Origin of the sequence: Pseudomonas azerbaijanoccidentalis (assembly GCF_019145495.1) — a bacterium.
Lineage (GTDB): Bacteria > Pseudomonadota > Gammaproteobacteria > Pseudomonadales > Pseudomonadaceae > Aquipseudomonas > Aquipseudomonas azerbaijanoccidentalis.
The window spans coordinates 262,552-288,428 of the sequence record NZ_JAHSTU010000006.1 but is presented as its reverse complement, the minus strand read 5'-3'; the positions used below and the strand labels follow the sequence as shown (position 1 = coordinate 288,428).

The 25,877-nt window shown below is 59.7% G+C and carries 15 protein-coding genes and 2 pseudogenes; 8 read left to right on the top strand and 9 right to left on the bottom strand.

Annotation, left to right across the window (positions count from 1 at the left end):
* Window positions 1-3: 3 nt before the first annotated feature.
* The 3 genes and pseudogenes from KVG88_RS20790 to KVG88_RS31400 all read right to left on the bottom strand — a co-directional run.
* Window positions 4-1,746, bottom strand: coding sequence for a potassium/proton antiporter (locus KVG88_RS20790; RefSeq protein ID WP_217872616.1), 1,743 nt, complete (start codon window positions 1,744-1,746; stop codon window positions 4-6).
* Between the two features lie 198 nt (window positions 1,747-1,944).
* Entirely contained in the window at window positions 1,945-2,808 is an 864-nt protein-coding gene (locus tag KVG88_RS31405; RefSeq protein WP_437179959.1) for a methyl-accepting chemotaxis protein, read from the bottom strand.
* A pseudogene (locus KVG88_RS31400) lies at window positions 2,800-3,555 on the bottom strand (MCP four helix bundle domain-containing protein); the annotation flags it as partial. The gene KVG88_RS31405 and the pseudogene KVG88_RS31400, both read right to left, overlap by 9 nt.
* A gap of 290 nt (window positions 3,556-3,845) precedes the next feature.
* Between KVG88_RS31400 and KVG88_RS20780 the strand changes: the two are divergent.
* The 4 genes and pseudogenes from KVG88_RS20780 to KVG88_RS31390 all read left to right on the top strand — a co-directional run bounded on the left by KVG88_RS20780 (window position 3,846) and on the right by KVG88_RS31390 (window position 6,410).
* Complete coding sequence (locus tag KVG88_RS20780) at window positions 3,846-4,076, top strand: hypothetical protein (RefSeq protein WP_008149645.1); 231 nt, start codon at window positions 3,846-3,848, stop codon at window positions 4,074-4,076.
* The gene (locus KVG88_RS20775; protein ID WP_150703466.1) at window positions 4,073-4,372 is read left to right on the top strand and encodes a cell division protein ZapA; all 300 of its coding nucleotides are present in this window, start codon (window positions 4,073-4,075) and stop codon (window positions 4,370-4,372) included. Before KVG88_RS20780 ends, KVG88_RS20775 begins: the two co-directional genes overlap by 4 nt.
* 100 nt (window positions 4,373-4,472) lie before the next feature.
* Window positions 4,473-5,546: pseudogene (locus KVG88_RS31395) on the top strand (HAMP domain-containing protein); the annotation flags it as partial.
* A gap of 18 nt (window positions 5,547-5,564) precedes the next feature.
* Window positions 5,565-6,410, top strand: coding sequence for a methyl-accepting chemotaxis protein (locus tag KVG88_RS31390; protein WP_437179958.1), 846 nt, complete (start codon window positions 5,565-5,567; stop codon window positions 6,408-6,410).
* Between the two features lie 112 nt (window positions 6,411-6,522).
* On the opposite strand, the gene KVG88_RS20765 is transcribed toward KVG88_RS31390, so the two are convergent.
* Together KVG88_RS20765 and putA are read right to left on the bottom strand one after the other, a co-directional pair.
* Window positions 6,523-8,325 (bottom strand): acyl-CoA dehydrogenase, encoded by a 1,803-nt coding sequence (locus tag KVG88_RS20765; protein WP_217872613.1) that lies wholly within the window; start codon window positions 8,323-8,325, stop codon window positions 6,523-6,525.
* Between the two features lie 216 nt (window positions 8,326-8,541).
* A complete protein-coding gene (gene putA, locus KVG88_RS20760; RefSeq protein WP_217872612.1) occupies window positions 8,542-12,492 on the bottom strand; it encodes a trifunctional transcriptional regulator/proline dehydrogenase/L-glutamate gamma-semialdehyde dehydrogenase in 3,951 nt (1,316 codons plus the stop codon).
* 461 nt (window positions 12,493-12,953) lie between these two features.
* On the opposite strand from putA, the gene putP reads away from it, so the two are divergent.
* From putP to KVG88_RS20740, 4 genes are all read left to right on the top strand, one after another.
* Window positions 12,954-14,438, top strand: a complete 1,485-nt coding sequence (gene putP, locus KVG88_RS20755; protein ID WP_150704348.1) for a sodium/proline symporter PutP — start codon at window positions 12,954-12,956, stop codon at window positions 14,436-14,438.
* A gap of 345 nt (window positions 14,439-14,783) precedes the next feature.
* Window positions 14,784-16,676, top strand: a complete 1,893-nt coding sequence (locus tag KVG88_RS20750; protein WP_217872611.1) for a type VI secretion system Vgr family protein — start codon at window positions 14,784-14,786, stop codon at window positions 16,674-16,676.
* The gene (locus KVG88_RS20745) at window positions 16,666-17,403 is read left to right on the top strand and encodes a DUF4123 domain-containing protein (RefSeq protein ID WP_217872610.1); all 738 of its coding nucleotides are present in this window, start codon (window positions 16,666-16,668) and stop codon (window positions 17,401-17,403) included. Before KVG88_RS20750 ends, KVG88_RS20745 begins: the two co-directional genes overlap by 11 nt.
* A gap of 253 nt (window positions 17,404-17,656) precedes the next feature.
* Window positions 17,657-18,493, top strand: coding sequence for a 23S rRNA (adenine(2030)-N(6))-methyltransferase RlmJ (locus KVG88_RS20740; RefSeq protein WP_150704345.1), 837 nt, complete (start codon window positions 17,657-17,659; stop codon window positions 18,491-18,493).
* Between the two features lie 101 nt (window positions 18,494-18,594).
* On the opposite strand, the gene msrA is transcribed toward KVG88_RS20740, so the two are convergent.
* The 4 genes from msrA to aceF form a co-directional block, all read right to left on the bottom strand.
* Complete coding sequence (gene msrA / locus KVG88_RS20735; protein WP_150704353.1) at window positions 18,595-19,242, bottom strand: peptide-methionine (S)-S-oxide reductase MsrA; 648 nt, start codon at window positions 19,240-19,242, stop codon at window positions 18,595-18,597.
* A gap of 62 nt (window positions 19,243-19,304) precedes the next feature.
* Entirely contained in the window at window positions 19,305-21,998 is a 2,694-nt protein-coding gene (locus KVG88_RS20730; RefSeq protein ID WP_150704344.1) for a sensor domain-containing phosphodiesterase, read from the bottom strand.
* Between the two features lie 258 nt (window positions 21,999-22,256).
* Window positions 22,257-23,651 (bottom strand): alkaline phosphatase D family protein, encoded by a 1,395-nt coding sequence (locus tag KVG88_RS20725; protein WP_217872609.1) that lies wholly within the window; start codon window positions 23,649-23,651, stop codon window positions 22,257-22,259.
* 266 nt (window positions 23,652-23,917) lie between these two features.
* Complete coding sequence (gene aceF / locus KVG88_RS20720) at window positions 23,918-25,876, bottom strand: dihydrolipoyllysine-residue acetyltransferase (protein WP_217872608.1); 1,959 nt, start codon at window positions 25,874-25,876, stop codon at window positions 23,918-23,920.
* Window position 25,877: the final 1 nt, after the last annotated feature.

Sequence of the window (25,877 nt, the reverse complement as noted above, 5' to 3'; positions counted from 1 at the left end):
AGTTTAGAGGAACAAGCCCGGACCCGGGCGACTTCCTTCGGGGAATCTGACGCCCACTTTGCCGATCTTGTTCCCGTCCATGACCGCGACAGTCCAGATGGTGTTGTTCCACTCCACCTGGTCGCCGACGACCGGAGCACCCCCCACTTTCTGGGCAATGAACTTGCCCAGGGACATCTCCGGATCGATGCCTTCGACCTTCAACCCATACAAGGCAGCAACCGCGGCCAGCTGGGCATCTCCTTCGAGAACGAAGTCGCCGAAGAAGCGCAAATCCAGGCCCCGTTGCGGTGCCTGGCTGAAGAGTTTTCCGAGCGCCGCGAGGTTGTGCTCATGGCCGATTACACACAGTAAATCATCGACTTCCAGCACCGTACTACCCGACGGATGGAGCAGTTGCTGGCCACGAAACAGGGCGGCGATGCGAGTGCCTTCGGGCATTTTCAGTTCGCGAAGGGGCGAACCGATGCACCATTTCTCGGCGCCGAGGCGATAAACGAACAGCTCCCACTCACTGGTGACGTGCACTTCGAGGGCGGACCGGGAGATCGGTGCCGGCTCCGGAGGAACCGTCACTTTAAGCAATTTGGCGACCCACGGCAGGCTCGTGCCTTGCACCAGCAACGACACCAGCACGATAAAGAACGCCAGGTTGAAGTACAGCTGGGCATTGGGCAGGCCGGCCATCAGCGGGAACACCGCCAGAATGATCGGGACCGCGCCGCGCAGGCCGACCCACGAAATAAAGGCTTTTTCGCGGCCATGGAATGCCTTGAACGGCAGCAGGCCAACCACCACCGACAGCGGTCGGGCAAACAGAATCATCCACAGCGCCAGGGCCAACGCCGGCAGGGCAATCGGCAGCAAGTCGTGAGGCGTGACCAGTAGCCCCAGCACCAGGAACATGCCGATCTGTGCCAGCCAGGCCATGCCGTCGAGCATGTGCAGAATGCCGTGGCGACTGCGTACCGGACGGTTGCCGATCACCAAGCCGCACAGATAGACCGCCAGGAATCCGCTGCCGTGCAAGGCGTTGGTCAGGGCAAACACCAGCAAGCCGCCGGCGATCACCAGGATCGGATACAGGCCGGTGGCCAGGTTGATCCGGTTGACCAGTTGCAGCATCAGCCAGCCACCGCCCAGGCCAATCACGCCACCGATGCCGAACTCGCGCAGCAAGTGGGTCAGCAGGCTCCAGTGCAGGCCGGTCTGGCCACTGGCGAGCATGTCAATCAGGGTCACGGTGAGGAACACCGCCATCGGGTCGTTGCTGCCGGATTCGATTTCCAGGCTGGCGGTGACCCGTTCGTTCAGACCTTTGCCGCCCAGCAGCGAGAACACCGCCGCGGCGTCGGTAGAGCCGACGATGGCGCCGATCAGCAAACCCTGAATCATATTGAGGTCGAACAGCCACGCGGCGGCCATGCCGGTCAAACCGGTGGTAATCAACACCCCGACTGTGGCCAGCGACAACGCCGGCCATAACGCCACCCGGAAACTCGACACCCGCGTGCGCAAACCGCCGTCGAGCAGGATCACCGCCAACGCAAGGTTGCCGACCAGATAAGCCGTGGGGTAGTTATCGAAGATGATGCCGCCGCCGTCGACGCCGGCCGCCATGCCCACGGCCAGGATGATCACCAGAATCGGGATGCCGAGGCGGGACGAAAGTGAGCTCACCAGAATGCTTGCACCTACCAGCAACGCGCCGATCAAGAACAGGCTGTTGATGGTCGTCGCATTCAAAGGCAGTACTCCAGAAAGCTGAAAGGCGGGCACAAACTGACCATGCAGTCTGCGTGCCAGCGATTCTAACCTGTTGAAATGTGATGCTGTCAAAAAGCTTTTGCAGATCAAAAGATCGCAGCCTGCGGCAGCTCCTACACAGAGATGCGCGTTTCCCTGTAGGAGCTGTCGCAGGCTGCGATCTTTTGGCTTTTGCCGTTACAGGCTGAACCGTCCAACCATGCTGTTCAGGTCCACCGCCAGGCGCGACAGTTCATTGCTTGCCGCGCTGGTCTGGTTGGCGCCGGTGGCGGATTGCACCGACAGGTCGCGGATGTTCACCAGGTTGCGGTCCACTTCACGGGCTACTTGCGCCTGTTCTTCGGCCGCGCTGGCGATTACCAGATTGCGCTCGTTGATTTCGACGATGGCACTGTTGATGGTGTCCAGTGACAGTCCGGCGCCGCGGGCGATGTTCAGGGTCGACTCGGCGCGCTCGGTGCTGTTGCGCATCGAATCCACGGCGTGTTCGGTGCCGCTCTGGATGCTGCCGATCATGCGCTCGATTTCGCTGGTCGACTGCTGGGTGCGATGGGCCAGTGCCCGCACTTCGTCCGCGACCACGGCAAAACCACGACCGGCCTCACCGGCACGAGCGGCTTCGATGGCTGCGTTCAAGGCCAGCAGGTTGGTCTGGTCGGCCAGGCCACGGATCACGTCCAGCACCTTGCCGATGTCGCGGGATTCATTGGCCAGGTCGCCGATCAGGGTCGCGGTGCTCTGCACATCGGCGCTCATGCGTTCGATGGCGCTGACGGTTTCCTGCACCAGATCACGGCCATCGCCGGCGGAAGTGGTGGCGTTCTTCGAGGCTTCGGACGTGCTCACCGCATTGCGCGCGACTTCTTCCACGGCGCTGGTCATTTCGTTGACCGCGGTGGCAGCCTGTTCGATTTCGTTGTTCTGCTGGGTCAGACCACGGGCGCTTTCGTCGGTGACGCTGTTGAGTTCTTCGGCGGCGGAAGCCAATTGCGTGGCCGAACCGGAAATCCGTTGCAGGGTGTCGCGCAGCTTGTCCTGCATCTTCGACATCGCCAACAGCAAGCGACCAGCCTCGTCTTCGCCATCGACGGTGATCGGGCGCGTCAGGTTGCCTTCGGCGATCTGTTCGGCGGCGTCCAGCGCGTTGGCGATGGGTTTGGTGATGCTGTTGGTCAGCAACCAGGCGAACAGGATGGTCAGGCCGGTGGCGATGACCAGCAGGGTGATCACCAGGTTAAAGGCCGATTCGTACTGGTCGGCAGCTTGCTGGTTGGTGTCGAGGGTCTGCTGAGTGTTGATCTCCAGCAGCTTGGTCAGCACCGCATTGACGGCTTCGGAGTTACTCAGCAAATCGGCGTTGAGCAGGCTGCGCAGTTCATCGACCTGATTGTTGCGCGACAGGGTCTTCATCCGGTCTTCGATCTGACGGTATTGGCCGAGCAACTGCACGTATTGATCGTAGGCCGCACGCTCCTGCGGGCTGCTGATCAACTTTTCGTAGGTGGCCTGGGCAGTGCGGATCTGCTGGTTGCGCATATCCAGCAGCTCCATGGTTTTCTGCTGTACGTCTGGCTCGCGGTTGACCAGTAAGCGGTAGGACAGCACGCGCAAACGCAGGGTCAATTGGGTGAATTCGTCGAGGCTCTTGATGCTCGGCACGCTGGTGACGGTGATGTCTTCGGCGGCGTCGCGGATCTTGCTCATCTGGTTCAGGGCAAACACGCCCAGCAGCATCATCAAACCGCCAATCAGGGCAAAACCGAGGAACGCTCGCGGCGCAATATTCATATTTCGAAGGGACATAGTGTTTACCGAGATGAGCGCACCTGAGGGGTGCCGAGGCTGACGTATGGATGACTTATCGGTCATACGACTAAAGTCTTGAGCCCCTGCGCGTTTTTGCCGCACAACCGCCATGGCGACGAAGTGCAGGAACCAGATTGGGCAATGACAGTCTCTACAGTTCGCGAGAACAGTCACTCGTCAGGAAAATCAAGGCCTTGCGCCCGTATAACCCTGGCATCCACGGTGACTTTTCTTTATCGTACGCGCCCTTTGAAAATGCCTGGAAAATCAAAATGTTGGAAGCATCCCTTAGCCAATTGGAACAGCTGGTCAGCGACCTGGTACAACAGAACCAGACCCTGCTCGGCACCAACCAGACCCTGAGCGCCGAACTGGCCCAGGCCAAGGACGAAAATGAAAGCCTGCAACTGAGCCTGATGGAACAGGAAGAGAAGCAAGGCGCCACTGCCGCACGCATCCAGGCTCTGGTTGAGCGCGTCAGCGCTGGCCCAGTCAGCGCATGAGTTACGGCCCGGGTGTGAAAGTCGTCTCGATCCTGGGGGAGGACTATTCGATCAAGGCCCCGGCCGGGGAAGAGCAGACCCTGCTGGACGCTGCACTAATGTTGAAAGCTGCCTTGGCCGACACCAAAAGAAAGTACCCGACCTTGATCGGTGACCGACTGCTGGTACTGGCGGCGATGAATCTGTGCTCCCAGCAGATCGAAATGCAGAAGCAGCACAAGCTCGAACTCGACCGTTACCAAGAGCAAGTCAGCGCCACGGTTGAAGTGATCTCCAAGACGATCAATCAGGCCTGATCGGCTTTGCGCACAACCAAAGAATAGATTGTCGGTTTCGTTGTATACAATCGGCACGGCTGTTGCAGTGTTTCAGCCTCTTATTCTTTGGGGGTGCTCCATGCAGTTCTGGCGACGCAGTATTCAATGGCAGTTGATCCTGAGTATGGGCACCGCCCTGCTCGTCAGTATCCTGATCGTGGTTGGCATTTATACCCTCGTGGTCAACCGCCTTGCCCAGAGCTATCTGGTCGAGCAAGCGCTACCGTCGAGCATCGAAGCGATGCGCAACGACATCGAGCGCATCCTCGTTCAACCGCTCACCGCCGCCAAGGACATCGCCAGCAACAGCATGGTGCGCGATTGGCTGGCCGAGGGTGAAAACAGTGCCCAGATCGGTACGTTTACCACCTATCTCGAAGGCATCCGCGCCGAGCACAAGGCCTTTACCGCGCTGATTGTCGGCACCGCGTCCAACCATTACTTCACCGAGAAAGGCCTGGACCGGACCCTCAGTCGTTTCAACCCCAAAGATGCCTGGTTCTACGCATTTCTGGACAGCAACCAGCCGCGCACCCTCAATATCGACACCGACACGGCCAGCGGAGAATTGGCGCTTTTCATTGACCTCAAGGTTGAGCAGGCCGGCAAAGTCGTCGGTGTTGCGGGGCTTGGCCTGAACATGAAAGAGCTGTCGGAGCTGATCCACAACTTCAGCTTCGGGGAGCGCGGCAAGGTCTATCTCGTGCGTTCCGACGGTTTGATCCAGGTTCATCCTGAAGCGCAGTTCAGCGGTAAACGCAGCCTGACCGAGCAGATTGGTGCTACGGCAGCACAAGCAGTGATGAGTCAAAAAGCTGCCACCAGCAGTGGCTTCCAGCGTGATGGCGAAGACTTCCTTGCGTTAAGCCTGCCCCTGCGCGATCTCGGCTGGACCCTGGTGGCCGAAGTGCCACAGTCGCAGATCTACGCCGAAGCCCGCCGCGCCATGTGGATGAGCAGCGGTATCGGCCTGGCGGTGGCGATGGTGTGCCTGTTGCTGGTGGTGTTGCTGGCCCGTGGGTTGGTGCGACCGATTCGACAGGTAACAGCGGCGCTGGTGGCCATCGGTAGCGGTGGTGGAGATTTGACCCATCGGCTGGATTCCAGCCGCGCCGATGAGTTGGGCGACCTGGCGCGCGGGTTCAATCGCTTTCTGGATAGTCAGCGAGACATGATTGGCGAGGTGCTGACCACCAGCGAACGTCTGCGCACCGCGGTGGGCCAGGTGGCCAAGGTTGTGGATAACACCGCTGAACGCTCCGGTCGACAGCAGGAAATGACTGACATGGTCGCCACCGCCGTTCACGAAATGGGCCTGACGGTGCAGGAGATCGCGCAGAACGCCGGCAATGCGGCAGTCGCCTCGCAAACCGCTCGGGATGAAGCGATGCAGGCGCGGGAGGTGGTGGGCGGTTCGATCCGGCACATCGAAAGCATGTCTGATGAAATCGGCGTCGCCGCCACTGCGGTGGGCGAATTGGCCCATCAAGTGGCGTCTATCGATCAGGTGCTGGCGGTGATCCGCGGGATTTCCGAGCAGACCAACCTGCTGGCGCTCAACGCCGCTATCGAAGCGGCGCGGGCCGGGGACATGGGGCGCGGGTTTGCCGTGGTGGCCGATGAAGTGCGGACCTTGGCACGGCGTACGCAGTCGTCCACGGATGAAATCCAGCAGATGATCGGCAGCCTCAAGCAGGGTGCGGAGAACGCGGTGTCGTCGATGCATTCCGGGCAAGCGGCAACCGGCACGGGCGTTGAGTCCAGCCAGCGCACGGGAGCTTCATTGACGGCGATCACCGGGCAGGTCGAACGTATCAGCGACATGAACCATCAGGTGGCGACGGCCACGGAGGAGCAGTCGGCGGTGACCGAAGAGATCAACCGTAACGTGCAGGGGATTTCCGATCTGGCCCGCGCGACGGCGGGGGAGGTCAGGGCTTGTCGTGAAGACTGTCAGACGCTGCAGCGGTTGGCGGATGATCTGGCGCGGCAGATGGGTGGGTTTCGTCTGAGCTAAAAGATCAAAAGATCGCAGCCTGCGGCAGCTCCTACAGGGAAACGCATTCCAATGTAAGAGCTGCCGCAGGCTGCGATCTTTTTTTGTGGCCGTTAAACCGCTCTATGCCAGGTCAGAACCACTCATCCTGCATCGTCAGGCACACATCATCCCGCGCCTCAAGAATCGCCAGCTCATGGTGGCACCCCGGCACTTCCCACGTCAGGAAATACCGCGCCGCCTGCAGCTTGCCTTTATAGAAGGCCACATCCGCCGCATTGCCCTTGGCCAAACCTTCCTCTGCACGGATCGCCTGTTCCAGCCAGCGCCAGCCGATCACCGTGTGCCCAAACACCTTCAGGTACAGCGCCGAATTCGCCAGGCTGCTGTTGACCTTACCCTGCGCCAGATCCGTCAACAGGCCGATGGTCACGGTTTGCAAGCGAGCCACCAGTTTTTCCAGCGGTTCGCGCAATGGCGTCAGCGATTCGAATACCTGGGCACGCTCACCCGTGTTGGCGATCAGGCGGATCAGTTGCTTAAGCCCCGCGCCACCGTTCTGCGCCAGTTTGCGGCCCAGCAGGTCCAGCGACTGAATGCCGTGGGTGCCCTCGTGGATCGGGTTCAGGCGGTTGTCGCGGTAGTACTGCTCAACCGGGTACTCACGGGTGTAGCCGTGGCCGCCAAGAATCTGGATCGCCAGTTCGTTGGCCTTCAGGCAAAACTCCGAGGGCCAGGATTTGACGATCGGCGTCAGCAAATCCAGCAGTTCATGGGCTTGTTTGCGTTCGGCTTCGGTCTCCAGCGTCGTGGTGTCATCGAACAACCGCGCGGCGTAGAGGCCGAGGTCGAAAGAGCCTTCAACGTAGGCTTTTTGGGTGAGCAGCATGCGTTTGACGTCGGCGTGATTGATGATCGCCACCGGCGCGGTGTTCGGGTCTTTACTGTCCGGCACGCGTCCCTGCGGACGCTCGCGGGCGTATTCCAGCGAATACAGATAGCCGGCGTAGCCAAGCATTACCGCACCCATGCCGACGCCGATCCGCGCCTCGTTCATCATCTGGAACATGTAGCTCAAGCCCTGATGCGGCTTGCCCACCAGATAGCCGACACACTCGCCGTTATCGCCGAAGTTCAGTGCAGTCGAAGTGGTGCCACGCCAACCCATCTTATGGAACAGGCCCGCCAGCAACACATCGTTGCGCTGTCCGAGGCTGCCGTCATCGTTTACCAGGAACTTCGGCACGATGAACAGCGAAATGCCCTTCACCCCAGCCGGTGCGTCCGGCAGCTTGGCCAGCACCATGTGCACGATATTTTCCGACAGTGGGTGATCGCCACCGGAAATGAAAATCTTGTTGCCCTTGAGGCGATAGGTGCCGTCAGACGCCGGTTCTGCGCGTGTACGAATGTCCGACAGCGATGAGCCGGCGTGCGGTTCGGTCAGGGCCATGGTGCCGAAGAAACGGCCGTCGATCATCGGTTGCAGGAAGCGGCGCTTCTGCTCGTCGGTACCGAAACTCTCGATCAGGTTGGCCGCGCCCATGGTCAGGAACGGATAAGAAGTCGAAGCCGCGTTAGCCGACTGGAAGTGCGAAAAACAGGCTTGGGACAGCAACGTGGGCAACTGCATGCCGCCCGCGTCGAAACTGCGCGCGGCGTTGAGAAAGCCAGCTTCGAGAAAGGCATCCACCGCCGGTTTCACTTCCGGAATCAGAATCGCCTGACCGTTCTCATAGCGCGGCTCGTTCTCGTCGCCCTTGCGGTTGTGCGGGGCGAAGAATTTCTCGGCGATGCTGCGGGCGGTACCGATGGCCGCGTCGAAGGTTTCGCGGTTGTGTTCGGCGAAACGCTCACGCTGGGTCAGGCCCTCGGCATCGAGGACTTCATACAGCTCGAAAGCCAGATTGCGGGAACTTAGCAGCGTCTCGGACATGGCGGCCTACCTTTTATTGGAGTGGACCGAGTCTAGGCTGGCGAATAGAGGCTGAACAGGATGATTGATCTTGGTGATGGAGAAGCAAAAGATCGCAGCCTTCGGCAGCGCCTACAGGAACACATTCCAACTGTAGGAGCTGCCGAAGGCTGCGATCTTTTGATCTTGCTTCCAATAAAACCGGCGCCCATTGCGGGCACCTGGTCTTACAGCGATTTAGCCAATAGTCATCAAGCTCGCATTACCACCCGCAGCAGCAGTGTTAACGCTCAACGCACGCTCGATCACCAGACGTTCCAACGCAATGTTGGTTTCACCTTGCGACAGACCCTGCACGCCAACGATCGCGCCGGCACGCTTGGCAATCTGTTGGCACACCGCGCGCAACTGGTCGGAATGGCCGTGATGCACAACCGCATCAAACACCACTTCGTCCTTGTTCCAGTCGGCAACCAGCTTGATGCGTGCCTGAATGTCCTTCGGCAGGCGTGCGAACAGCGCCTTGGTCAACTCGGCTTCCGGCCAAACCGCCGAACCACCGACCGCCAATACGGCGGCCAGTTGGGTCAGCAGATCGCCTTCGACTTCGGCCAGGCACAGCACGTGTTCACGCGGCAGGATCGCATAGCTGTTGCGCTCGCCGGTCGGGCCAGCCAGCAGGCGGGTGATACCGCTTTGCGATTGCGCGGCGAACTGTACGCACAGGCTGCTCAGGTCAGCGAACTTGTTGCTGTCGGCCCAGGCCTTCAGGGCGGTCAGCGGCTTGCTCATGGCGTCGCGCAGACGAACGTCCGGCGCTGCGGCAGCATCACCGCGAGCGAAGGATTGTTCGATCGCATCGGTAGGACGGGTCGACAGCAGGCGGTACAGGTACAGCGGGCCACCGGCTTTCGGACCCGTGCCCGACAGGCCTTCACCGCCGAACGGTTGAACACCGACCACGGCGCCAACGATGTTGCGGTTGACGTAGACGTTACCGGCGTTGACGTTATCGATCACCTTGGCGATGGTTTCGTCGATGCGGGTGTGCACGCCCAATGTCAGGCCGTAGCCGGAAGCGTTGATCTGGGCAATCAGCTGGTCGATGTCTTTGCGCTTGTAGCGAACCACGTGCAGCACCGGGCCGAAGATCTCCCGCTGCAGTTCGTCAAAGCTTTCCAGTTCGATCAGCGTCGGCATCACGAAGGTGCCGCGTTTGACTTCTTCGGCGTCGGCGATGGCCACCTGGTACACGCTGCGACCTTTGTCGCGCATGGCCTGGATGTGCTTCTCGATGCCAGCCTTGGCTTCGGCGTCGATCACTGGGCCGATGTCCACGGACAGACGCTCAGGGTTACCCAGACGGCTTTCAGCCATCGCGCCCTTGAGCATTTCGATGACGCGATCAGCGGAATCTTCCTGCAAGCACAGCACGCGCAGTGCCGAGCAACGCTGGCCGGCGCTGTCGAAGGCCGACGAAACCACGTCGATCACAACCTGTTCGGTCAGGGCCGAGGAGTCGACAATCATTGCGTTCTGGCCACCGGTTTCGGCGATCAGCGGGATCGGACGACCCTGGTTGTCGAGGCGACCGGCGATGTTGCGTTGCAGCAGGCGAGCGACTTCGGTGGAACCGGTGAACATCACACCTTTGACACGATCGTCGCCGACCAGGCCGGCACCCACGGTTTCGCCACGACCCGGCAGCAATTGCAGCACGCCTTCCGGAATACCGGCTTCGAGCAGCAGGCGCACAGCTTGGGCGGCAACCAGTGGCGTTTGTTCCGCAGGCTTGGCCAGTACCGGGTTACCGGCGGCCAGCGCAGCAGCGACTTGGCCACTGAAGATCGCCAGCGGGAAGTTCCACGGGCTGATGCACACCACTGGACCCAGCGGGCGGTGAGCGTCGTTGGTGAAATCGTTGCGTGCCTGCACTGCGTAATAACGCAGGAAGTCCACGGCTTCGCGCACTTCGGCGATGGCGTTGGCGAAAGTCTTGCCAGCTTCGCGAGCCAACAGGCCCATCAGCGGCTGGATTTCGGCTTCCATCAAGTCTGCAGCGCGCTCCAGGATTGCGGCGCGCTCGGCGGGCGGGGTGGCCTGCCAGATCGGTGCGGCGTTCAGGGCGCACTGGATCGCATTGTCGACGTCTTCGACGGTGGCTTCTTGAACGTGGCCGACCACGTCACGCAAATCGGACGGGTTCAGAACCGGCGCAGGGGTTTCAGTGCTGGAAGCGCAACCGAGCATCGGCGCAGCTTTCCAGTGGTTGTGTGCGGTGGCCAGCAGGGCGCAGGACAGTGAAGCCAGACGATGTTCGTTGGCCATGTCGATGCCGCTGGAGTTGGCGCGCTCGGAACCATACAGGTCACGCGGCAGCGGAATGCGTGGGTGCGGCAGGCCGAAACCGCCTTCCACAGTCGCCATCTGCTCGATGCTGGCTACCGGATCGGCTACCAGTTCCTGGATGGAAATCGACTGGTCGGCGATGCGATTGACGAACGACGTGTTTGCGCCGTTTTCCAGCAGACGACGTACCAGGTACGCCAGCAGGGTTTCGTGGGTGCCGACCGGAGCGTACACGCGGCACGGACGGTTCAGCTTGCCTTCGGAAACTTTGCCTACAACTTGTTCGTACAGCGGTTCGCCCATGCCGTGCAGGCACTGGAACTCGTACTGACCCGGGTAATAGTTCTGACCGGCGATGTGATAAATGGCCGACAGCGTGTGGGCGTTGTGCGTGGCGAACTGCGGGTAAATGACTTCCGGCACCGACAGCAGTTTGCGAGCGCAAGCGATGTAGGAAACGTCGGTGTACACCTTGCGGGTGTAGACCGGGTAGCCTTCCAGGCCTTCGACTTGGGCGCGCTTGATTTCGCTGTCCCAGTACGCGCCTTTCACCAGACGGATCATCAGGCGATGACGGCTGCGACGAGCCAGGTCGATCACGTAGTCGATCACGTACGGGCAACGCTTCTGGTAAGCCTGGATCACAAAACCGATGCCGTTCCAGCCGGTCAGTTGCGGCTCGAAGCACAGGCGCTCGAGCAGATCCAGCGACAGCTCCAGGCGGTCGGCTTCTTCGGCGTCGATGTTCAGGCCGATGTCGTATTGCTTGGCCAACAGGGTCAGCGACAGCAGGCGCGGGTACAACTCGTCCATCACGCGCTCGTACTGCGCACGGCTGTAACGTGGGTGCAGGGCGGACAGTTTGATCGAGATACCCGGGCCTTCATAAATCCCACGACCGTGGGACGCTTTGCCGATCGAGTGGATGGCTTGTTCGTACGAGGCCAGGTACTTCTGCGCGTCGTGCTCGGTGAGTGCGGCCTCGCCCAACATGTCGTAGGAATAACGGAAACCCTTGGCTTCGAACTTGCTGGCATTGGCCAGGGCTTCGGCGATGGTTTCGCCGGTCACGAACTGCTCGCCCATCAGGCGCATGGCCATGTCGACGCCCTTGCGGATCATCGGCTCGCCGCTCTTGCCAATGATGCGGCTCAGCGACGACGTCAGGCCAGCTTCGTTGTGCGTGGACACCAGTTTGCCGGTCAGCAACAGGCCCCAGGTCGCAGCGTTGACGAACAGCGAAGGGCTGTTGCCCAGGTGCGGATGCCAGTTGCCGGTGCTGATCTTGTCGCGGATCAGTGCGTCACGGGTACCTTTGTCCGGGATACGCAGCAGCGCTTCGGCCAGGCACATCAGTGCCACGCCTTCCTGGGACGACAGGGAAAACTCCTGCAGCAGGCCCTGAACAATGCCGGCACGGCCGCCAGCACTCTTCTGGTTGCGCAGTTTTTCCGCGATGGACGCGGCGAGTTTGTTGGTGGCTTCGGCCATGGCTGCCGGCAGGCGTGCCTGCTCGATCAGCATAGGAACGACTTCAGGCTCCGGGCGACGGTAAGCGGCCGTGATCGAAGCGCGCAGTACCGATTGCGGCAGGATACTTTCGGCAAATTCGAGGAAGCACTGGTGGGCGTGATCCAGAGGCGCGTCGACGGCATCGTCGGAATCCTTGGTCAAACCGTTCAGCTCGGTCAGGGTTGCACCACCCTCGAGTTTTTCCAGGTAATTGAAAATTGCCTGCTTGATCAGCCAGTGCGGGGTGCGATCAATCGAGGTCGCGGCGGCCTTGAGGCGTTCGCGGGTCGGGTCGTCAAGTTTGACGCCAAGGGTGGTGGTAGCCATGTTTTTATCCTCATGTTTGCCACGACCGCGTGGCATCAGCTGGCCGCAAGATTAGCCGTGAGACTGTTGAGGTGCAACCGGGTGCAACCCTTTTTTTGTCGGAATATTACGCAGCTCGTCAGGAAATAAATTCTGGTACGCCAGTGCTGCATCCGCTTGGTGCTTTTTGCGTGGGTTGGTGGGCATTTTTGCTCCGAAAAGGAGCAAAAAACCGCTTTCAAAGTTTATTTCCGACTGGGTGCAACTTATTCCCGAGAAATGGGTTGCACCTTATTTGCTTTGTTGAATAGCATTCGCGCCCAAGGTGCAACCGGACCCGGAGTCTGGTGTGCCGGCTGATGGCTTTCCTGGGGAAACATCAGTCATAAATGCGCGGCATCCCGGATCGTCTGTCAAACGTCACCGTTTGCGAGCGGTTCACCAGCCGCCGCTACATAAAAACAAAGCCAGGGCGTCACATAATGAGCGTAAGCAATCCAACACTGATCACGTTCGTGATCTACATCGCAGCAATGGTGCTGATCGGCTTGATGGCCTATCGCTCCACCAACAACCTGTCTGACTACATTCTGGGCGGCCGTAGCCTGGGTAGCGTCGTGACCGCACTGTCCGCCGGTGCTTCCGACATGAGCGGCTGGTTGTTGATGGGCCTGCCGGGCGCCATCTACATGTCCGGTCTGTCTGAAAGCTGGATCGCCATCGGCCTGATCGTCGGTGCCTACCTGAACTGGCTGTTCGTTGCCGGCCGTCTGCGTGTGCAGACCGAGCACAACGGCGATGCCCTGACCCTGCCGGATTACTTCGCCAGCCGCTTTGAAGACAAAAGCGGTCTGCTGCGCATTATCTCGGCGGTCGTGATCCTGGTGTTCTTCACCATCTACTGTGCTTCCGGCATCGTGGCCGGTGCCCGTCTGTTCGAAAGCACCTTCGGCATGTCGTACGAGACAGCGCTGTGGGCCGGTGCTGCGGCGACGATTGCCTACACCTTCATCGGCGGTTTCCTGGCAGTGAGCTGGACCGACACCGTACAAGCCACCCTGATGATTTTCGCGCTGTTGCTGACGCCGATCATCGTCCTGCTGGCGACCGGTGGTGTCGATACCACGTTCCTGGCCATCGAAGCGCAAGATCCAAGCAACTTCGACATGCTCAAGGGCACTACCTTCATCGGCATCATTTCGCTGATGGGCTGGGGTCTGGGCTACTTTGGTCAACCGCACATCCTGGCGCGTTTCATGGCGGCAGACTCGGTTAAATCGATCGCCAACGCCCGTCGCATCTCCATGACCTGGATGATCCTGTGCCTGGGCGGCACCGTTGCTGTTGGTTTCTTTGGTATCGCTTACTTCTCGGCGCACCCGGAAGTGGCCGGTCCTGTGACTGAAAACCACGAGCGCGTGTTCATCGAACTGGCCAAGATCCTGTTCAACCCATGGATCGCCGGTGTGCTGCTGTCGGCCATTCTGGCTGCCGTGATGAGCACCCTGAGCTGCCAGTTGCTGGTGTGCTCGAGCGCCCTGACCGAAGACTTCTACAAAACCTTCCTGCGCAAATCCGCTTCCCAGGTTGAACTGGTCTGGGTCGGTCGCGCCATGGTGCTGCTGGTTGCGCTGATCGCCATCGCACTGGCTTCCAACCCGGAAAACCGTGTACTGGGCCTGGTGAGCTATGCCTGGGCTGGTTTCGGTGCGGCGTTCGGTCCGGTCGTGCTGATCTCCGTGATCTGGAAAGACATGACTCGCAACGGCGCACTGGCCGGTATCCTGGTCGGCGCGATCACCGTGATCGTGTGGAAACACTTCGAACTGCTGGGCTTGTACGAAATCATTCCTGGTTTCATCTTCGCTAGCCTGGCGATCTACTTCGTCAGCAAAATGGGCGCACCGACTGCCGGCATGCTGCAGCGTTTCGACGCAGCCGAGAAGGATTTCCGCCTGAACAAGTAATTGGCACGAGCGAAAGCGCTGAGCTGATGGCTTGATTGAAAACGGCCCGCTTCCTTTGGAGGCGGGCCGTTTTTTTGTGCCTGCGTTTTCCACCTGTGGGAGCGAGCCTGCTCGCGATGGCGGACTGACATTCAACATCTCTACAGCTGATCCGCCGCCATCGCGAGCAGGCTCGCTCCCACAGTGAGTGGTGGTGTTTTCGGGGTTGTCTGTAGTCGGATGAAGCGTTTTTTGAGGGGCGATGCTTCATGGGCGGTAGGGAAAATCTGAATTTCCTGCATCTTGATCTGTGCGGGCGGATGCTCATGCAGAATCGACCACTTTCATTCTGCAGAGACACATCGGATGTTCGCTTCTGCTAATCAACCGCGCTTCACGTTGACCGTCGACGGTGTCCAAAGTGAACTCAAAGTTCTTGAGTTCACCGGCAAAGAGGCCATCAGCCAGCCCTACCGTTTTGACGTGGAATTGGTCAGCGAGCGACCGGACATCGATCTTGAAAGCTTGCTGCATCGTCAGGCGTTTCTGAGTTTTGATGGGGCAGAGACCGGCGTTCATGGTCAGATTTTTCGCGTAGGCCAGGGCGATTCCGGCACGCGCCTGACGCGATACCAGATCAGCCTGGTGCCGCGCCTGACCTACCTGGGACAGCGCATCAACCGACGGGTTTTCCAGCACCAGAGCGTGCCGGCCATCATCACGCAAATCCTCAAGGATCACGGCATTCTGGGGGATGCCTTCGCGTTTGCACTCGGCAGCGACTACTCCGAGCGCGAGTACTGTGTGCAATACGCGGAAAGCGATCTGGCATTTATCCAGCGGCTGTGTGCCGAGCTGGGTATTCACTACCACTTCCAACACAGTGTTGAGGGTCATCTGCTGGTGTTTGGCGATGACCAGACGGTATTTACGCGGTTGCCTGAACCGACAGCGTACAGACCGGGCAGCGGTATGGCGGCGAGCGAACCGGTCATCAATCGGTTCAACGTGCGTCTGGAGACCCGGCCCACCGTGGTGACGCGCCGCGACTATGACTTCCATCAACCCCGGCTTGAGCTGGAAAGCCGTCTCGACAGCGAGCAACTGCCGGTGCTGGAGGATTATGGCTTTCCCGGGCAATTCAATGATCGCGAGGACGGCAGGCAGTTGGCCCGGCGAGCATTGGAAAGCCATCGCGCGGACTACCGACAGGCGCAGGGCAAGAGTGATCAAGTCGCGTTGAACAGTGGGCATTTCCTGCAACTCGACGAGCACTCTCAGCAGGACTGGAACAATCTGTGGCTGTTGACCGAAGTCGAACATCAGGGCCGTCAGCCGCAAGTGCTCGAAGAGCTGGCGAGCGGCGATGGTTCGAGTAGTTTTCAGGGCTATCGCAATACTTTCCTGGCAACGCCGTGGGATGTGTTTTTCCGCCCTCGGGTGATCGCCAAGCCGCAGGTTGCCGGGTATCAAGCGGCCGTGGTCACCGGTCCGAAAGACAGTGAAATTCATTGCGATGCGTTCGGCAGGGTCAAGGTCCGGCTGCTGTGGGATCGCGAGGGTCAGTTGGATGAGCATTCCAGTTGCTGGCTACGGGTCGCCAGCGGGTGGGCGCACGATGGCTACGGCAGCGTGTTGATCCCGCGGGTCGGCATGGAAGTGCTGGTGGGTTTCGTTGATGGCGATGCCGACAAACCGTTGGTAATGGGTTGTCTGCCCAATGCCGCCACTTCGGTACCGTTGAACCTGCCGGCTGACAAGACCCGCAGCATTTTCCGTTCGCGGACGAGCCCGGGTGGCGAAGGCTACAACGAGTTGCGCATCGAGGATCGCAAAGGGGCCGAGGAAATCTACCTGCGCGCCCAGCGAAACTGGAGCCAGCAAGTGTTGCATGACCTGCACGTGCAGGTGGGGCAAAACGAATACCTGCACGTCACCGGTGACCGGCATATCAGCGTCAGTAGCCAGACCGTCACCGCGAGTGGGCAGTTTCAGGTAAATGCCGCGAGCCAGGTCGTGATCGATGGCGGTGGCCGGGCCACGATTCAGGCGGGCGGGCATTGGATCAGTATTGGTCCTGAAGGTATTTTCAGCAGCGTGCCGATCGAAGTGGGTGGTGCGCCGATTGCAGCCCCCGGTGCGTCGAGTCTGTCTGTGCAAGGTGTAGCGTTGAGCATGGCGCAGATGTTGAGTTTGAAAAGCGCAGCGCCATTTTGTGAAGAGTGCGAGCGTTGCAAGGAAGGTGTCTGTGCCGCCTGATTTTCTATCGCCACACGACTGGCTTGAGCGTCAGCCACTGCAAACGTCGGAACAGCTGTTCGCAATCTTCAGTAACGCCAGCACCGCCACACCATTCGAAGCCTGGCGACGTTCAATGTCCACGAGCAAGGTGAGCCCGATCTGGGCCGATACCGCTTATGCCGAGTGGGAGGCGGTGATGCCCTTCGTAGGAACCCTTTCTGAGGACAGTGAGTTTTTGCAGTGGGTGGAGACAACGGCGTCTCCTGATTGGGGCTGGTTGATGGTTTCGTCCGCCAGCCAGGATGCGCTGGTCGAGCATCTGCGCAGCCTTACACAGGTGCTGCTGCCAAGTGGCAATGCGGTGTTTTTTCGGTTTTGGGATGGGCGTTACTTGTTGCCCATTCTTCAAAGTAGCGAGGTCAATTCGGTTGAACTGCTGCCGATGATTGGGCGCTGCTTGATCAATGGTCAGGCCGTTGAAATCGGCGGCCGTGCACAGAAAACATCGAAGGTTTTCCCGTGGTGGGAGGTGACTGAGGTGCTGTTGCAGCAGATGAGTACCGGTGACAGTACGACGCGACTCAACAACTGGGTGCAGTGGCTGAGTGAAGAACAACCAAGCGTGTTCGAGGCGTTTTCGGAACCTGTGTTGCGCCGCAAAGTTGCACATTTTTTTGAGCAGGCAGAGGTGTCGGCGGCTCCGCATAATGAGTTGGTGGATTTTTTGATGTCGGAGTTACGCTGACGCAAGTTTGTCGAACCCAATAGCCAAGCGCGCGTTGTAGCTGCTGGCGAAGCCTGCGTTCGGCTGCGAAGCAGTCGCCAATCCTGCTTGCACGGTGTGCCTGAAACGCCGCATGTGCTGATTTTGCGACCGCTGCGCAGCCGAACGCAGGTTCCGCCAGCTGCTACAAGTTGTGTTGAGGCTCCGCTCAGCCGCCAACTCCTGACTTGCCGGCCGGTAAAAGGTAAACTTCCCGGCCTTCGCAGGAGCAGCCATGAATTATCGTCACGCCTTCCATGCCGGCAATCACGCCGATGTGTTCAAACACCTGACCTTGACCCGCCTCATCGCCCTGATGTCGCGCAAGGAGCAGCCGTTTGCCTATCTCGATACCCACGCCGGCATTGGCCTTTACGACCTTCAGGGTGATCAGGCCAACCGTACCGGTGAGTACCTGGAAGGCATCGCGCGTTTGTGGGATCAACCGGATCTGCCGATCCTGACGGCTGATTACATGCAGGTGCTGCACGAGATGAACCCGGATGGCCAGTTGCGCTACTACCCGGGCTCGCCGGAGTTGGCGCGGCGTCTGACGCGTAAGCAGGATCGCGTGTTGCTCAACGAAAAGCACCCGGAAGACGGCGTGCTGCTCAAGGACAACATGGCCGGTGATCGTCGCGTGAAGGTGCACTTGGGCGAAGGCTGGCACGTGCCGCGTGCCTTGCTGCCGGTACCGGAGAAGCGTGCGGTGATGTTGATCGACCCGCCGTTCGAAAAACTCGACGAGATGCAGCGTTGCGCGGCGTCGTTGAAAGAAGCGATTGGCCGCATGCGCCAAACCGTGGCGGCGATCTGGTATCCGGTAAAGGATCAGCGTGCACTGCGCCGTTTCTATCAGGACCTGGCCGGCACTGGCGCGCCAAAGCTGTTGCGCGTGGAGCTGCTGGTGCATCCGCTGGACACGCCGAACACCCTGAACGGCTCCGGGCTGGCGATCGCCAATCCGCCGTGGGGGCTGGAAGAAGAATTGCGTGAGCTGCTGCCATGGTTGTCCCAGAAGCTGGGGCAGACCGAGGGTAGCTGGAAGATGGATTGGCTGATAGCTGAGTAACAAGCTGCATGATCAGAAGATCGCAGCCTGCGGCAGCTCCTACAGGGTTATGCGTACACCCGTAGGAGCTGCCGAAGGCTGCGATCTTTTGCGTTAAGCGCTTAAATCGGGCAAGTCACGCCCGTACCGCCAATCCCGCAATAACCTTCCGGATTCTTCGCCAGGTATTGCTGGTGATACGCCTCGGCGAAGTAGACCGTTGGCGCCTCTTCGATTTCGGTGGTGATCTCGCCTTTGCCGGCTTTGGTCAGTTCGATCTGGAACACTTCTTTACTGTGTTTGGCGGCGGCTAATTGCGTCGGGTTGGTCGCATAGATCACCGAGCGATATTGGGTACCGATGTCGTTGCCCTGACGCATGCCTTGGGTCGGGTTGTGCAGTTCCCAGAACATCTTGAGCAATTCTTCGTAACTGACTTTTGCCGGTTCGTAGACCACGAGCACTACTTCGCTGTGGCCGGTCAGGCCCGAGCAGACTTCTTCGTACGTAGGGTTTGGCGTGAAGCCGCCGGCGTAGCCCACCACGGTGCTGACTACGCCTTCACGCTGCCAGAAGCGACGTTCCGCACCCCAGAAGCAACCGAGGCCGAAGATCGCGAAATCCACGTCCATCGCGAACGGGCCCAGCAGTGGGGCGTCGTGGACGAAATGTCTTTCCGGCAGGTTCATCGGGGTTTCACGGCCAGGCAAAGCTTGTTCTTTGGTAGGGAGCACGTTTTTGTTCACCAGAATTTCCGAGCGCAGAACCATCATCAGTCCTCTCAGTCGTTGGAATGTTTAGAGATGCAGTTTGCCCGAGTGTTGGCTCGCTGTCAGGCGATTGGGCCACGCGGGTAGCGCTTGAGCTTTTCGATCAGCTCGGTGCCGGGGATCGGCTGGTCGAACAGGTAGCCCTGGCCGACGTCGCAGCGGTGGCGACGCAGGAAGGACAGCTGATCGGCGGTCTCGATGCCTTCAGCCACGACCTTGAGTTTCAGGTTGTGCGCCATGGCGATCACCGCGGAGGTGATTTCCATGTCGTCCTGGTTGTCCGGGATTTCGTGGATGAAGCTTCGATCGATCTTGATGATGTCGATCGGGAATTTTTTCAAGTAGCTGAGCGACGAGTAACCGGTGCCGAAGTCGTCCATCGCCAGGGTCAGGCCCAGACGCTTGAGCTGGTCGAGTTGCAAGTGGGTGTCTTCGGTGGCTTCCAGCAACAGGCCTTCGGTCAGTTCCAGCTCCAGCAGGTGCGCCGGCAACGCTTCTTCCTTGAGGATATTGGCGATGGAGGCTACCAGGTCCGGGTCGGAGAACTGCTTGGGGGACAGGTTGATCGCCACTTGCAAATTACCCAGGCCGGCCGCGGTCAGCGTTTTGCTCATGCGGCATGCCTGGCGGGCGATCCATTTGCCGATCGGGATGATCAGGCCGGTTTCTTCCGCGACGCTGATGAACTGGTCCGGGCGAATCATGCCTTTTTCCGGGTGGTCCCAGCGCAGCAGCGCTTCCATGCCCAGCAGGCGACCACTGCGCAGGCACAGCTTGGGCTGGTAGAACACGTCGAGTTCGTTCTGGGTCAGGGCGCGCCGCAGGTTGTTCTCGACGAACAGTTTGTAACTGGCCTCGGCGTTCAGTGCCTCGGTGAACACTTGCACTTGGTGTTTGCCGTTGGCCTTGGCCTTGTGCAGCGCCAGCCCGGCGTTACGCATCAGGGTTTGCGGGTCGCGGCCGTGCAGCGGCGCGCAGGCCAGGCCAACGGAGCCGGTTACACTGATCAACTGGTTGTCGACAAACATCGGTTTGTCGAGGGTCGTCAACAATTGGCTGGCGATCCGCTGACCGGTTTCGAGGTTGGTGTCGTCCAGCAACACTGCAAACTCGTTACTGGCGAACCGCGCCAGGCTGCCGCTCGGGCTGAGGCTGTTGCGCAGACGGCGGGCCAGGCTGATCAGCAACTTGTCGCCCGTTTGGTGGCCAAGGCTGTCGTTGATCCGTTTGAAGTTGTCGATGTCCACCAGCAACAGGCTGATTGGCGTGTCGCTGTCGCGGGCGAAGCGCTCGTCGAGGTTGCGAATGAACGCCGGACGGTTGCCGAGGTTGGTCAGGTTGTCGGTGTACGCCAGGCGCTCAATGCGCTGCTGCGCGAGCTTGGTCTGGGTAATGTCTTCGTAAATGCCGATGTAGTGCGTCAGTTCGCGGTTGTCGCCGTAAACCTTGGAGATCGACAACTGGCCCCAGTAGGGTTCGAGGTTTTTCCGACGGCTTTTGAATTCACCCTGCCAGCTGTTGCTCTTGGCCAGCGCTGATGGCGCGTCGAACAGCAGCTCGCTGAGGTTTTCCAGGGCCGGCAGTTCCGCCAGGCGCTGGCCGTGCACCTCTTCGGTGCTGTACTGGGTGATCGCGGTGAAGCTTGGGTTGACGTATTCCACCACGCCGTCGCAGTTGACCAGCAAAAAGGCGTTGGCGCTTTGTTCAACTGCACGCTGGAACAGGTGCAGGGCGCTGGTGGCAGTGCGTCGGTTGTGGTTGTTGATGACCTGGGCAAACTGATCCGCCAGCTCGCCGGCAAAGGCGATTTCGTCCGATTGCCAGGCGCGCGTGGCGCCGGTTTGCTCCAGGCACAGAACACCGACCACCTGGCCGTCGACCCGGATGCTGGCGTCGAGCATCGCGTTGACATCGCGCGGGCGCAGGCTCTCGGCCATCTCCCGGGTGCGCGGGTCGCGCATGGCGTTGTGCGCATCGATGGCGCGGCCGGTATGCAAGGCATCGAGATAGTCAGGGAACACGCTGACATCGATCGGTTCCGGCAGCAGGTATTCCTGGCTGGTGCGGTGATAAGACGAGATCGGTACCAGCTGCGAACCTTCGAGGTGCCACAGGCTGGCGCAGTCGATTTCATAAATGTCGCAGGCGCTGCGGGTGATCAGCTCGGCAGCTTCTTGCAGGGAATTGTTGCTGCTGTAGCGCTGGCGGGTCAGCAACAGGATCAAGTCCTGCTGGGCACGTACCCGGTCCAGATGCAGCAGTTGTTCCTGCTGGGCGCGCTGGTTGAGCTCCAGGGCGATTTGCAGGCGAGAGTTCTGGGTTTCCAGGTCAAGCGCCGGCAGCAGCGGGGCATCGTCGAACAGGCCGTCGATCACCAGCAGGTAGCCACGCAACAGGTGACGATTGTGTTGTTTATAGGCTTCACCCAGCTCCAGCAGGTTCAACGAGCCTGAGGCGGTGTGCAGGGTGTAGCGGATCAGATAATGAGTGCTTTCGCTCAGTTGCTGCTGGACAGCGTCGTGCAACTGATAGCGCGCTTCCGGCTCCATGAGGCTCGCGTAGGGCGAACCCACCAGTGCGCACAGCTCCACGGCCGGCAGGCCGAACTGGCGTTCACAATTGGGATCGAGAAACAGCAGCGCCCAGCTTGGTTCATTCAGCCGTTCGAAACGCAGCATGCCGAGCCGCGAGGGCACAGGCAACTGCGTCACTACCTCGGCCACCATACGGCTGGCGGCATCGGGTTGGCTCTTCATATGGAGGGAAACTCGCTTCGAATTTGCTGAACGCGCCGGGGCTCTCGCCCTCTTTACTGTTGCCTACGGCAAGGTTGCATCATTGCGACACCGACTGACAAGAGACATGAAGGCCAAGTGCTATAAGAATATGTCGGCAGTCGTGAAGATTTCTCCAGTCGGCGGAGAAAAGTAATGCTATGGGTCAAAAAAAACGCAGCTTGCGGCAGCCCCTACAATGGAAAGAGCAAATCCTGTTGGAGCTGCCGCAGGCAGGTTTCAACGCAATTGGATGCTGGTTGACTCCAGCAACTTGCCATCCCGATCGTGGTAATTCACGTCAATCTGGTCGGCGTTGACGATCATATGCGCGAAATTATCCTGGCTGATGACTGTGCTGGTCAGCTCATGCCGGTAGTCGCCAGCAGCGGTTCGGGCCAGCGGTTGGTCGAGGATGAACGTTGATGCTTTGGCGTACGGCAGCAGTTTGCTGTTGCACAGCGGCGACGAGACGATGGTGTGAACTTCGAAGTCCGGGTTTTCGCTGTGAGTCAGGCGACTGGTCAGGGAGCCGTGTACGTCGCCAGAAATGAACACGACGTTCTTGATGCCGTGGGTGCGAATCGTCTCCAGCAGTCGCAGACGTTGTTCGGGAAAGGCTTTCCAGGCGTCATCACCCAGGCGTTTGCGGTCCGGGTAGAACATGACGCTGGTAACGACGAACTTGACCCTAGCGGGGCTGTGGATCAGCCACTGGCACAGCGCATGTTCCTGTTCGACGTCGAGAATGCGTCGCTCGGTGGCCGAGAGATTGCGTCGTGTGCGGCTGTCGGTGACAAACCACTCGATATCACCCTGGGTGAACTGATACCAATATCGTTTTAACGGATAACTAATCTTCGCGTGTCTATCCAGTTCGTGGGCCGGGCTGTGGCTGGCTTGATAGAGCTCATAGGCGCTCATGGCGTTTTTATATAAGAACTCATCAGCGTTGTTCTTGTTGGCAGGCCAGTTGTCTTCTATTTCATGATCATCGAGCATCATGTAAGTTGGCACGGCGGACATTAACTTTGAAATATGAGGCTGAGAGAACGCAGTGCGATATTTGGCGAGTATGTCCTTGTATTCCCGGTCGGGTGCAATGAAGTTCAAATCGTCGACATACACTTGATCGCCCGTCATCAGTAAAGCACTGACCGGCGGTGTGGCACGTTGTACCAAATGGTTGATGGACGCGAAGATCCGGTCGCCCAGATGCGGGGCCGATGGCCGGCCTGCAGTCATGCGCAAATAGCGGCAGGAGCCCACGACGTAAGCCCGTGGGGCAGTTGCCTTGGCGGATTGCGTGCGCAGACGATAAATATCTCGCGGCCATTGCAGTGCTAGTTCCTGGACCGTGTCTGCGTTGTGCACCGGATTCATCGGACTCAACCATCCGGCCTGGTATTCGTACTCGGTGTCGGCGATCAGTTCACGCAGAACGATAACGTCTGACATGTCGCGTGACGCGGTCAACTCGGTAAATACGCCTTTGTTCCAATATTCATCGCCCGCCCGGCGATAACGAATACCGGCAAATACGCGTTGATTGTTTTGCCATGCGCCGCGCAAAAAAATGCGCGCATGCTCTGTTGTTGTATGCCCGACAATGGGGCCGACAGTGGGTTTTAACATGTTCGAATCCATTCGAAATGAAGTTGTTCAAGTTGCCGCTGTAAATTGATTTATTCGCGGCTATTGAACTAAGCCTAGAGTGTTGGACGGGAAAAATACCGGGCTAAAGTGGATCGAGGTTGTGGGCGATATAAGCCGCGTATGTAGGAATTTACTTTATCGAAGGCAAAAAAAGCCCCGCCAAATTGGCGGGGTTGAGGTACGAGCGTGGCGCTCGGAAAACGTGGAACGCGACAGGCCCTCCGGTGAAGGAGGGCCGGCCGGTGTTACAGCAGGATGGTGCGGATGTCCGCCAGCAGATCGCTCAGACGCTTGGTGAAGCGTGCAGCAGCGGCGCCGTTGATCACACGGTGATCGTAGGACAGCGACAGTGGCAGCATCAGTTTCGGCTGGAAGGCTTTGCCGTCCCAGACTGGCTGGATGGTTGCCTTGGAAACACCGAGGATCGCCACTTCCGGCGCGTTGACGATCGGCGTGAAGCCGGTGCCGCCAATGTGGCCGAGGCTGGAAATGGTGAAGCAGGCGCCTTGCATCTCGTCCGACGAGAGCTTCTTGGTCCGGGCTTTTTCAGCCAGGGAAGCCGCTTCGGCAGCCAGTTGCAGCAGGCTCTTCTGGTCGACGTTCTTGATGACCGGTACCAGCAGGCCATCCGGGGTGTCGACGGCGAAGCCGATGTTCACGTATTTCTTGCGGATGATCGCTTTGCCGCTTGGCGCCAGCGAGCTGTTGAAGTCCGGCAGTTCCTTGAGCAGGTGCGCGCAGGACTTGAGCAGCAGCGGCAGGATGGTCAGCTTGACGCCGGCCTTCTCTGCAACGGCTTTCTGGGCGTTACGGAACGCTTCCAGCTCGGTGATATCCGCCGAGTCGAATTGCGTCACGTGTGGCACGTTCAGCCAGCTGCGGTGCAAGTTGGCAGCGCCGACCTGCATCAGGCGGGTCATCGGTACTTCTTCGATCTCACCGAAGCGGCTGAAGTCCACGACCGGAATCGGCGGGATACCCGCGCCACCGGTTGCGCCAGCGGCAGCGGCCGGTGCTTCCTTGGCCTTCTGCATCATGGCTTTGACGTAAACCTGCACGTCTTCTTTCAGGATGCGACCGTGCGGACCGCTGGCGCCAACGGCGTTCAGCTCGACGCCGAACTCGCGGGCCAGTTGACGTACGGCAGGGCCGGCGTGAACTTTTGCACCAGGCTTGGCTGGAGCAGCAGCCGGGGCCGCTACAGGTGCAGCGGCGGCCGGTGCAGCAGCGGCTGGAGCAGCAGCGCTCGGTGCGGCCGCGGCAGGTGCCGGAGCAGCAGCCGGAGCAGCGCCTTTGACTTTCAGCTTGAGGATCAGGTCGCCGGTACCGACTTCGTCGTCGAGCTTGATGGAAACGCTTTCCACCACGCCAGCGGCAGGCGATGGAATTTCCATGCTTGCCTTGTCGGATTCCAGGGTGATCAGCGATTGATCAGCTTCAACGTTGTCGCCAGCCTTGACCAGTACTTCGATGATCTTGGCCTTGCCCGACGAACCGATGTCCGGAACGTGGATGTCCTGGACGCTGTCGGCCACCGGTGCAGCCGGAGCGGCAGCGGCAGGCGCTGGAGCGGCGGCAGGTGCAGCAGCCTGAGCCGGAGCGGCAGCAGCCGGTGCCGCAGCACCTGCCACTTCCAGGTCCAGAATCAGGTCGCCGGTACCGACTTCGTCGTTGAGCTTGACGCTGATGGCCTTGACCACGCCAGCGGCAGGCGACGGGATTTCCATGCTGGCCTTGTCGGATTCCAGGGTGATCAGCGATTGATCAGCCTCGACGGTGTCGCCGACCTTGACCTGGATCTCGATGATCTGGGCCTTGCCCGACGAACCGATGTCCGGCACGTGCACTTGCTGGACCGAAGCGGCAGCAGGAGCAGCGGCTGGTGCAGCAGCGGCAGGTGCGGCAGCTGCTTTCTTCTCTTCAGCCTTGGCAGCCGGCGCAGCGGCAGCCGCAGGGGCCACATCAGTGGCACCTTCGACTTCCAGCTCCAGCAATTCGTCGCCTTCTTTCAGACGGTCGCCCAGCTTCACTTTCAGGCTCTTGATAATACCGGCCTTCGGCGCAGGCACTTCCATGCTCGCCTTGTCCGACTCAAGTGTCAGGATGCTCTGGTCGGCTTCGATACGGTCGCCGACCTTCACAAACAGTTCAATTACTTCACCTTCACCGCTGCCGATGTCAGGTACGCGAATGAGTTCGCTCACA

What these genes read in the sequence shown, in the direction of transcription:
- KVG88_RS31405 (WP_437179959.1), bottom strand. Translation starts at nt 2,808, where the DNA reads ATGCAGGACAAGCTGCGCGACACCCTGCAACGGATTTCCGGTTCGGCC.
- KVG88_RS20780 (WP_008149645.1), top strand. Translation starts at nt 3,846, where the DNA reads ATGTTGGAAGCATCCCTTAGCCAATTGGAACAGCTGGTCAGCGACCTG.
- KVG88_RS20775 (WP_150703466.1), top strand. Translation starts at nt 4,073, where the DNA reads ATGAGTTACGGCCCGGGTGTGAAAGTCGTCTCGATCCTGGGGGAGGAC.
- KVG88_RS31390 (WP_437179958.1), top strand. Translation starts at nt 5,565, where the DNA reads ATGATTGGCGAGGTGCTGACCACCAGCGAACGTCTGCGCACCGCGGTG.
- KVG88_RS20765 (WP_217872613.1), bottom strand. Translation starts at nt 8,325, where the DNA reads ATGTCCGAGACGCTGCTAAGTTCCCGCAATCTGGCTTTCGAGCTGTAT.
- putA (WP_217872612.1), bottom strand. Translation starts at nt 12,492, where the DNA reads ATGGCTACCACCACCCTTGGCGTCAAACTTGACGACCCGACCCGCGAA.
- putP (WP_150704348.1), top strand. Translation starts at nt 12,954, where the DNA reads ATGAGCGTAAGCAATCCAACACTGATCACGTTCGTGATCTACATCGCA.
- KVG88_RS20750 (WP_217872611.1), top strand. Translation starts at nt 14,784, where the DNA reads ATGTTCGCTTCTGCTAATCAACCGCGCTTCACGTTGACCGTCGACGGT.
- KVG88_RS20740 (WP_150704345.1), top strand. Translation starts at nt 17,657, where the DNA reads ATGAATTATCGTCACGCCTTCCATGCCGGCAATCACGCCGATGTGTTC.
- msrA (WP_150704353.1), bottom strand. Translation starts at nt 19,242, where the DNA reads ATGGTTCTGCGCTCGGAAATTCTGGTGAACAAAAACGTGCTCCCTACC.
- KVG88_RS20730 (WP_150704344.1), bottom strand. Translation starts at nt 21,998, where the DNA reads ATGAAGAGCCAACCCGATGCCGCCAGCCGTATGGTGGCCGAGGTAGTG.
- KVG88_RS20725 (WP_217872609.1), bottom strand. Translation starts at nt 23,651, where the DNA reads ATGTTAAAACCCACTGTCGGCCCCATTGTCGGGCATACAACAACAGAG.